Genomic DNA, 10,207 nt, shown 5'->3' with positions numbered 1-10,207 from the left:
AGAACGCCTAGAAGGTTTTGCTAGCCATTTTGGCGCAGACTTCTACGGTCTACCACGTAATACTTCTACTATTACTTTGGTAAAAGAAGATAACCTTGTACCAGAATCTTTTGATTATTTAGATGATCAAAAAATTATCCCGCTGCATGCCGGGAAAACGCTGCAATGGAGAAAAGTGTGACACAAGAAACCTCTGTCCCGGTCATTGGCCAACGTTTTCGTGGCTTCTTACCTGTTGTTGTTGACGTTGAAACGGCAGGTTTTAATGCCCAGACAGATGCATTGCTAGAAATTGCGTGCATTCCAATTGTGTATGATGCTCAGGGACAATTTGTCCCTGGCCCAGCATTTCATGCGCATATTAACCCGTTTGAAGGGGCTAACCTCGACCGACGTTCGCTAGACTTTATTGGTATTGATCCATTCAATCCAATGCGTATTGCAATGGCTGAAGATGAGCGGACTGCATTACGCCGTATTTTTAAATCAGTCAATGAAGTTCGTAAACAGCAACATTGTACGCATGCTGTTTTGGTCGGTCATAACGCCCATTTTGATCTTGGTTTTGTTCAAGCTGCAATTGCACGTACAAGCACAAAAAACCAGAACCCTTTTCATAGTTTTTCAGTCATGGATACAGTTACTTTAAGTGCTGTAATGTTTGGACAAACCGTCCTTGCTAAAGCCTGTATTCAAGCTGGAATTGAGTTCGATGGTAAAGAAGCACACTCTGCTTTATACGATACTCAGAAGACTGCTGAACTGTTTTGCTATATTTTGAACAAACTGTCTCCTTACCTACTTGACAGTTTGGTGGCGGCTTCTTAAGATACCGCCATCCTCAACGTCCCTATCGTCTAGAGGCCTAGGACATCGCCCTTTCACGGCGGTAACCGGGGTTCGAATCCCCGTAGGGACGCCATATTCTATTCTTATAAAATTTCTTTTTTATTTTCTTAACATTCTATTTGTTTTTTTAACCTCTCTTATTTCCAAATAAAATACATTTGTATTTAAATATCACTGATCCAGTATTTCCTTTACATAGATTTACAATATAATAATTCTTATTTCTATACTGATATTTATTATCAACAAGGTTTTAAATGGATCTTAAGCTTCGTCTCCTCTCCCTGAGCATTGCTCAATTCTGCTGTTTATCAACTGCTTTTGCAGAAACAGATATTTCTTCAACGACTCTTGCGACGATTAAAATTAAAGCTCAACAAGGATCTGACCAAGCTTATAAGGTAGAGAATTCGAGTAGCGCAACACGTACCGAAATCGCATTAAAAGATACGCCACAATCTGTCAGTGTGGTGACTCAAAAAGTAATTGAAGATATTGGAGCAACACGTTTAATCGAAGCGCTTGATTTAGCTGGCGGTGTTACTCGTGCTAATAACTTTGGCGGTCAAGGCTTATCAGGGTTTAACCTACGTGGTTTCACCAGTGGTGAATTTTACCGTAATGGATTTCCGATTAACCGTGGTTATCCGAACGCTCCAGATAGCAACACGATTGAACGCGTAGACGTTTTACGTGGCCCCTCTTCCAGCTTATATGGTCGTGGTGACCCAGGTGGTACGTTTAACTTAATTTCTAAAACTCCAAAGTCTGAGCAACAAACCACTTTAGGCGCGCAGCTTAACAGTGAAGGTTTATATCGCACCACTGTCGACACGACAGGCACTATTCCAAATGCAGAAAATATTGGTTATCGCCTCAATGTGATTGCAGAAGGCGGTGATAGTTATCGCGACCACGTTGAATCTAAACGTTATGGAATTGCACCAGTCATTCAATGGCAAGCTTCCGACGCGACTAAAGTTACCTTTGAAGCCGATATTTTACGTAACCAGCATCCGCTTGACCGTGGTCAAACACGCTATGCAGGCCAGAAGTCTTTTAATAGTTCACCCGAAACTTATTTATGGGAAACGGGTAAATACAACAACCGACTCTACAATGATAACAATATGACTCAATTACGAGTCGAACATGACCTTGGAAATGACTGGAAGCTTAATGCGGGTGTGCAATATTCAAATGGCAAATTGTATGGCTATGCGGTAGAAGCAAATGGCATTCAAAATGACGGCGAAACTTTAGGCCGGAATTACAACTATCGTGAATTGAAATGGCAAGATACAGATGCCCAAATTAACTTAACAGGTAATTTCCAGCTTTTAGGATTAGCACATACTTTAGTGACTGGGCTTGAATATGAAAATTATGATTACAAGTCATACATTATTCGTTCAAGTGGTGATGTCGGTAGTTATCCTATTAATATTTATAATCCTGTTTTAGGCCAACCGCTGCCTGAGCTTAATAGGGTTACTACTCATGACCGTGAAAACTTAAAAACAACTGCTCTTTTTGTACAAGACCAAATCGATTTAAATGAACGCTTAAGCGCGCTACTAGGCTTACGTTTTGAACATTACGAACATGATTACAAAAACCTATTACCGAATACCGCGAATTGGAATACGAGTCACAATGCCTTTACTCCACGTTTAGGTTTGGTTTTTAAAGCTCGTGATGACCTTTCAATCTATAGCAATGCTGCGAAATCTTTTAAACCTAACACTAGTGCTAGCCGTAATGGAGAAGGTTTTGACCCAGAGGAAGGCATGGCTTACGAGTTAGGCTTTAAATGGCAAGCACTCGACAATATGCTATCGGTGGACTCTGCTATTTTTTATGCAAAAAAAGAAAATGTGTTAACTCTAGATCCTGTAGATTCAGCCTATAAAGTTGCTGCTGGCCAAGTTCATAGTCAAGGTATTGAGCTAAATGTTGCGGGACAAATTACACCTTCTTGGAAAATTATTGGTGGATATGTCTATACAGATGCAGAAGTCAGCAAAGACAATACATTGCAAAAAGGAACCGCTTTAGCCAATATTCCAAAGAATAGTTTTAATCTTCTAAATATTTATGAATTTCAAGATGGCCCTTTACAAGGCTTAGGTCTAGGGATTAATCAAAAATATATTGATAAGCGTGCAGGACAAACAGCAAATAGTACCTACACTATGAAAGGTTATGCGGTTACCGACTTAGTTTCTTATTATCAAGCGACACCAAAACTTCGTCTTAACTTAGATCTGAAAAATATTTTTGACAAAGTTTATGATGAAAGTGCTTTCAATTTATATGCTTATCCGAGTGAATCACGTACGGTTCAATTGGGTATGAGCTATACGTTCTAAAAGAAATGCGCCATTTCAGTTATCGAAATGGCGCATCTGATTTATGCAGATTTACGCGAGTTCACTTGTCCTTGAATCACCGCTTTAATATTGCCTTTGGCATAATTCAAAAACACCACTAGTGGTGAAAGTTTTGGATTTGGTTTTTTACCCTTGCCAATGGTTTTAAATTGAGCGGCATACCAAATAATTTCCATAATTGCCATTTTATCGACAAAAGGTAAACCTGTTTTAATCGGTTTTACGGCATAGCGCACGTCTTGCCCTGCAATTAAACGTTCTGTTAAATCAGTTTCCACGGCAAATGGGCGAGCAATACCAATAAAGTCACATGCACCACTTGCGAGTGCAGCATTCATGCCCTCTACAGTACGGAACCCACCTGTCACCATGAGCTTACATTTAACATGCTGGCGGATTTTCTCAGCAAAATCTAAAAAGTATGCCTCACGCGCAATCGTGCTTGCTTTACGTTTATCCGCCTTAGCTCCAGCCATTGCTGGTGCCTCGTAAGTGCCACCTGAAATTTCAATTAAATCGATACCAGCTTCATCTACTGCTTTAAACACTGAAATGACATCTTCTTCGCTAATACCGCCACGCTGAAAGTCAGCCGAGTTAAGCTTCACTGAAATAATAAAATTTTCTGAGGTTGCTTCACGTACTGCCTTATAAACCTCTAATAAAAAACGGCTCCGATTTTCAACTGAACCACCCCATTGATCTGTACGCTTATTGGTTAATGGAGATAAAAACTGACTAATTAAATAACCATGTGCGCCGTGCAGTTGCACCCCTTCGAAACCTGCTTTTTCACAGATATGAGCTGCTGTCGCAAAACGATTAATAATATCTAGAATTTCATCATGAGTAAGTTCACGTGGCGTTCCAAACATAGTTGCTAAAGCTGGGCTAAAAGGTACTGCCGATGGTGCAACGGTTTCTTTATTTAAACCTTTTGGGCACTGACGACCTGGGTGCGACAATTGAATCAACTGAACCATGCCATATTTTTTACCTAATGCTGCCCACTCTTTTAAGCGCTCTAAATCCCGTTCGGTTTCAATAACAACAACACCGGGTTCATTTTTTGCTCTGGCATTTACCATAACATTACCAGTAATGGCACACCCAAGCTCACCTTTTGCCCAAGCACCATATAAGCCCAAATGTAAATCATTTGGTTGACCTTCATAATTTGCAAGCGCCTCACTCATCGCACCTTTAATAATTCGGTTTTTAAAGGTGGTATTACGAATTGTGATAGGTTGAGCAATCTGGTTCATGGTTAACCTCTTTTTTTGAATTATAGAGCAATTACTCTAATTTAAATGAGTTATTGGGCGTGTCAAGACATAATCGATAACTGACAATAGCACATGTCAATTTTAAAGAATATAAAAATATGCAACTTTTTGCATAAGTTCAAAATTAAATTTATTCTATTAAAAACAAATAATTAAAATAAAATCTTAAAGAGATGCTTTAATTAATTGTCTAGTATATTCAGTTTGAGGCTTAGAAAATAGGAGTTCAGTTTCCTGAAATTCAACAACTTTGGCATGACGTAATACCATCACTTTATGGCACAGTGATTTCACTATATTTAGATCATGACTAATAAAAATATAACTTAACTGCTCAGTTTGCTGTAATTGCTGCAACAACTTGATCATGGCTTTTTGCGTGGTCCGATCTAAGGCGGATGTAGGTTCATCCAAAATTAAGAGTTTCGGTTGAACGACTAAAGCTCTTGCCAAAGCAACCCGTTGACGTTGGCCACCTGAAAGCTCATGAGGATAACGGTGTTGAAAATCTTCAGCCAACTCAACTTTTATCAAGACAGACTCAACTTGCTGGATTACCTCTTTTTCATTCGCAGCTTTTAACTTTAATCCTTCAGCAATAATCTGCCCTACCGTCATACGTGGGTTTAAACTGCCAAATGGGTCTTGGAATACAAGTTGAAAATCTGATCTCATCAACCGTAGCACTTTTGGCTGTAACTGATTCAAATCTTGCCCTAAAAAAACAATTTGCCCTTTACTTTTAACAAGCTGAACCAAAGCCAAGGCTAAAGATGACTTACCTGCACCACTTTCGCCAACTACCCCAAGCGATTCCCCTTGAGCAAGATCGAAACTCAAATCTTCTATTGCAGTGAAATACCCTTGAATGCGATTTAGAATTCCTTTTCTTATAGGAAATTGCACGCTGAGCTGTCGAACTGATAAAACGTTCTGCTGAGCAGGTAAAGATTCTACTTTTCCAAAATCATGATCTAATAATTGCGCTGTATAAGCTGTTTTAGGGTTTGCAAAGATTCGGCTCAGTTCACCTTGCTCTACTACACGCCCACTTTGCAATACAATCAGTTTCTCAGCATAGCGATTTACTAAATTTAGATCATGGCTAATTAAAATAAGTGCCATTCCATATTTTGCTTGTAAAGATTTTAATAGCTCTAAAATCTGTATCTGTAAAACCACATCTAACGCAGTAGTAGGCTCATCAGCAATCAAAACTTTAGGTTGAAGCGCCAATGTCATCGCAATCATGACACGTTGTTTTTGTCCACCAGAGAGCTCATGTGGATAGCGTTTTAAAATTTGTTCTGGTTCAACAATTCCCACATCTTTTAGCAGGTCAACTATTCGCTGTCGAGCCTCATGTTTTGAAAAACCTGATAAAAGAAGGTTTTCTCCTACAATTTTCTCAACCCGATGTAGCGGATTTAACGCAGTAGCAGGCTCCTGAAAAATCATAGCGATTTGTCGACCACGTAAATTTGCTTGAGCTCTCTCATCTAACTCAAGCATGTTTTGTGAACCAATCCAGACCTGACCTGTTACTTCTAATTTTTCTTGCAGTAATCCCATTATTGCTAAGCAGCTCATCGATTTACCTGAACCGCTCTCGCCCACAATAGCGAGTGTTTTCCCTTCATTTAAGTAAAAATTCAGATCTTTCAATAAAACCTTTTGGTCTTTGGTTTGAACTGAAAGATGTTCTACCTTCAATAACGTTGAGGCAGTATTTAAACTATTTTCTTGGGTCAAACGCATCACGGGCCGCCTCCCCAATATAAATTAAAAGTGAAAGAACAATAGCCAGACTAAAAAAGCCTGAAATTGCCAGCCATGGCGCATCTAAATTATTTTTACCTTGCAGCAATAACTCACCTAGTGAGGCTGCATCGGGCGGCAGTCCATACCCTAAAAAATCAAGAGCGGTTAACGCGCTAATATTAGTCGTTAAAATAAAAGGTAACTGAGACAAACTCGAACTGATCGCATTGGGCAAAATATGCTTAAAAATAATAGCGCGATCGGTCACTCCCAATACTTGGGCTGCACGAACATAATCCAACTGGCGAGCTTTTAAAAATTCGGCTCTGACAATACCCACCAAAACGGTCCAGCCGAAAAACAACATAATGAAAAATAGCCAATATACATTGGGTACAAACATGCTGACCAAAATCATGACCATAAAAAGCATGGGCAAGCCATTCCAGAATTCAACTAAACGTTGTCCCAATAAATCTACCCAACCGCCATAGTAACCTTGAATGGCGCCCACAGTAATGCCAAACAAAGCAGAACAAAACGTTAAAGCTAAACCGAAAAGTAACGATATTCTTAAACCATAAAGAATGCGGGCAAAAACATCCCTTCCCTGATCATCTGTTCCCAACCAATTTTGCTTGGAGGGTGGTGACGGTACAGGAACGGCCAAGTCTAAATTAGGAGTTTGATATGAAAATTGAATGAGGGGCCAAACTGCCCAACCTTTATGATTAATAAGCGCTTGTACCGCGGGGTCTTTATAATCAGTTTCTGTTTCAAACACTCCACCAAAAGCCGTTTCTGGATATGTTTTTAACACTGGCAAATAGTAAGAATCTTCATACTTCACTAACAGCGGTTTATCGTTAGCAATCAACTCCGCAGCTAAGGACAAAACCAAAATCAGACTAAATAAAATAAAGCTGGCCCAACCCAATTTATGCTGCCTAAAACGCTGTAATCGTGTACGCACAATTAAAGACATTATTTGCCTCCTTGTGCGTCAAAGTGAACCCGAGGATCAATCCATTGATACAACACATCACATATGAGACGTAAAATTAAGCTAAATAAAGTAAAGAAAAATAAAACCCCGAAAATAACAGGATAGTCTCGCTGGACAAGGGCTTCAAAGCCCAGCAAACCCACCCCATCTAAATGAAAAATAATTTCTACAAACAGGTTACCCACAAAGAAAATACCCGCTAACACTTCTGGTAATCCTGCGAGCACGACTAAAATGGCATTTCGAAAAACATGCTTATATAAAACTTGTTGGCTGTTCAAACCTTTTGCATAGGCTGCCAAAACGTAAGGTTTATTGAGCTCTTCTAAAAATGAGTATTTAGTTAAATAGGTTAAACTGGCAAAACCGCCTAATACCATGGTAATCAGTGGCAAAGTCATATGCCATAAATAATCGGTAACTTTGTCCCAAAGACTAAGTTGATGAAAATTATCCGATACTAAGTTTTGTAATGGAAACCATTGAAAATAAGAGCCGCCCGCAAAAAAAACAACTAACAAAATGGCAAATACAAAACTTGGTACAGCATATCCCACCACAAGAACTAAAGAGGTGGACCGATCAAACCATGAGCCTTGCTGTCTTGCCTTCTTAATTCCCAGTGGAATAGAAATTAAATAAATCAGAAAAGTGCTCACTAGCCCAAGCGAAATCGAAACAGGTATTTTTTCCCACAACAATTGCACGACTGGTTTATCTTTAAAGAAACTTTGTCCAAAATCTAAAGTTAAATAGCCTTTTAACATTAGAAAAAATCGTTCAGGGGCAGAACGATCAAAGCCGTACTGAGCCTTAATTTGCTCAACCATTTCAGGGCTTAAACCTTGAGCACCTTGATAATAAGTTTCTGCACTCAATGCACGACCAATTCCCAAATCACTTTGTGCCTGATGTATTGCTTGCTCAACTGGCCCACCTGGTGCAATTTGCACAACCACAAAGTTAATCAATAAAATGACAAACAATGTGGGAATCATTAAAAGAAGTCGCTTGAGAATATATGAACCCATATAACAGGATTTCCTTTATGGCAGGTGCTTTTTATTGTTGATGTAAATATTTGGCAACTGTTTTGGCTTTATTTGCATCACTCCACCAATATTCTATTCCAGAAGAAAGTGCTGGTTTAACTTTAGGTTGTTGATACATATTCCAATAAGCATACCAGTTTTCACCTTTACCATAGGTCGGGATTTGATAATAACCAGCTCTAAGCAATCGATCGAGAATGCGAGTATAAATAATCTGTTGTTCACGGCTTTTACTTGCAACGAGTTTTGAAATCACTTGATCAATTACTGGGTTGCGAATCCCTGCATAATTGTAATTTCCATCCTGCGCTGCCGCGATACTTCCCCAAAACTGAGTTTGTTCATTGCCCGGGTTGAGAGATTGCGGCAGATTCATTGTGGTCATATCAAAATCGTAACGACGAGTCCTTTCTAAATATTGCGGAGCATCGACCTGACGCAAATTAACCGCAATGCCTAACTTTTTTAGGTTACGAATAAAAGGTAAAAGTGTTCGTTGTTTACCATCTTGCTGAATTAAAAACTCAAGCTGAACTTTTTTTCCTTCAGGTGTAAATAGCTGTCCTTCTTTAACTTTATAACCAGCCTGTATCAGTAATTGCCGTGCAGTTAACAAGTTCTGACGGTTGAACCCACTTGCATCCGACACTGGATATTTCCAGTCGGCTAAAATACCTTGTTGCATGAGTGGAGATAACTTAGGCAATAACGGTTTTAACAATTCTAATTCAGGTTTTGAAGGTCGACCCGTTGCTGCTAATTCACTATTTTCAAAATAACTTTGAAGACGTTGATATTGACCATAAAACAAAGCTTTATTTTGCCATTCAAAGTCATAGGCATAGGTTAAAGCTTGTCTAAAACGAATATCATTGAAGGGTTTTCGCCTAGTGTTAAACACATAGCTTTCAGTAGCGATAGGATTATGGTGACGAAACTTATATTGAGTAACAAGTCCCGCTTTTACGGCTGGAAAACGATAATCTGTTACCCATTTTTTAGGATTAGTTTCTTCATGCAAAGTGTATTGCCCAGATTTAAATCCTTCAAAAGCAATATCCCAATTTCGATAATAGACATATTTTAATCGGTCAAAATTATAACGCCCCTTGTTAATAGGCAAATCTTTTGCCCAATAATTTGGATTTCTTTTATAACTAATACTTCTACCTGCATCAACTCGTTCAACTACATATGGCCCCGAACCAATAATCGGTTGTAGGATAATTCGGCTAAAATCTCTTTTTTGCCAATCCGCTTTTGAATAAATCGGTAAGGTTGCCAAAATGAATGGCATTTTAGGATTATGGGTAGACTTAAAACTAAACTTTACCTGATGGGCATTTATTACTTCTGTTTTTGCCAAATCAGCAAGGTACATCTGTAAACCTAAATTGGACTTCGTCTGATAGGCATCAAAACTAAATTTAACATCTGCCGCAGTGACTGGCTGTCCATTACTAAAACGCGCTTTAGGGTTTAAATAGAAAGTAACAGACTGCGTTTTTTCTGGGTCATAACTCACTTTCTCGGCCAAAAGCGGATATAAAACCCCGACCTCATCTAGCGATTGAGTCATTAAAGTATCAAAAAGATAATTAACGCCCTCTGTAGCATTCCCCTTACCATTCATACTATTGAGGTTATCAAAAGTTCCTTGAGCTGCCTGACTTAACAGGCCACCTTTAGGGGCATTAGGGTTTGCATATGGCATAGCCATCATTCCCAAATATTTAGGCTTGGAATGAATCGCTATATATGAGGTGGTTTGCTGTGCAGAAAAAACAACATGAGAAACAACACTGAGCCCGACTAGCAGGCTCAGTTGAAAATATGATTTATGCATAAGTTGCTAATTAT

The 10,207-nt window shown here is 39.0% G+C and carries 7 protein-coding genes, 1 tRNA gene and 1 pseudogene; 4 read left to right on the top strand and 5 right to left on the bottom strand.

Annotation, left to right across the window (positions count from 1 at the left end; all coding sequences use genetic code 11):
• The 4 genes and pseudogenes from NL42_RS06430 to NL42_RS06415 form a co-directional block, all read left to right on the top strand.
• A pseudogene (locus tag NL42_RS06430) lies at positions 1-181 on the top strand (dihydroorotase); the annotation flags it as partial.
• The gene (rnt, locus tag NL42_RS06425; RefSeq protein WP_002117536.1) at positions 166-828 is read left to right on the top strand and encodes a ribonuclease T; all 663 of its coding nucleotides are present in this window, start codon (positions 166-168) and stop codon (positions 826-828) included. The pseudogene NL42_RS06430 and the gene rnt, both read left to right, overlap by 16 nt.
• Before the next feature lie 18 nt (positions 829-846).
• Positions 847-922: transfer RNA gene (locus NL42_RS06420), tRNA-Glu, on the top strand.
• Between the two features lie 184 nt (positions 923-1,106).
• Positions 1,107-3,221, top strand: coding sequence for a TonB-dependent siderophore receptor (locus tag NL42_RS06415; RefSeq protein WP_461312163.1), 2,115 nt, complete (start codon positions 1,107-1,109; stop codon positions 3,219-3,221).
• 41 nt (positions 3,222-3,262) lie between these two features.
• Here NL42_RS06415 and NL42_RS06410 read toward each other — a convergent pair whose 3' ends face one another.
• The 5 genes from NL42_RS06410 to NL42_RS06390 form a co-directional block, all read right to left on the bottom strand.
• Entirely contained in the window at positions 3,263-4,507 is a 1,245-nt protein-coding gene (locus NL42_RS06410) for an NADH:flavin oxidoreductase/NADH oxidase family protein (RefSeq protein WP_461312162.1), read from the bottom strand.
• 186 nt (positions 4,508-4,693) lie between these two features.
• The gene (locus NL42_RS06405; RefSeq protein WP_461312161.1) at positions 4,694-6,289 is read right to left on the bottom strand and encodes a dipeptide ABC transporter ATP-binding protein; all 1,596 of its coding nucleotides are present in this window, start codon (positions 6,287-6,289) and stop codon (positions 4,694-4,696) included.
• On the bottom strand, positions 6,264-7,274 hold the full coding sequence (locus NL42_RS06400; protein ID WP_461312160.1) for an ABC transporter permease: 1,011 nt from the start codon (positions 7,272-7,274) through the stop codon (positions 6,264-6,266). Before NL42_RS06400 ends, NL42_RS06405 begins: the two co-directional genes overlap by 26 nt.
• Positions 7,274-8,326: a microcin C ABC transporter permease YejB gene (locus tag NL42_RS06395; protein ID WP_461312159.1), complete on the bottom strand. Its 1,053-nt coding sequence runs from the start codon at positions 8,324-8,326 to the stop codon at positions 7,274-7,276. The genes NL42_RS06400 and NL42_RS06395 overlap by 1 nt, the downstream gene beginning before the upstream one ends.
• Positions 8,327-8,357: 31 nt before the next feature.
• Positions 8,358-10,193: an extracellular solute-binding protein gene (locus tag NL42_RS06390; protein ID WP_461312158.1), complete on the bottom strand. Its 1,836-nt coding sequence runs from the start codon at positions 10,191-10,193 to the stop codon at positions 8,358-8,360.
• Between the last annotated feature and the right edge of the window lie 14 nt (positions 10,194-10,207).

This window comes from Acinetobacter sp. GN11 (genome assembly GCF_054823985.1).
Note: the sequence above shows the minus strand (reverse complement) of the source record. Positions and strands in the feature narration are given on the sequence as shown.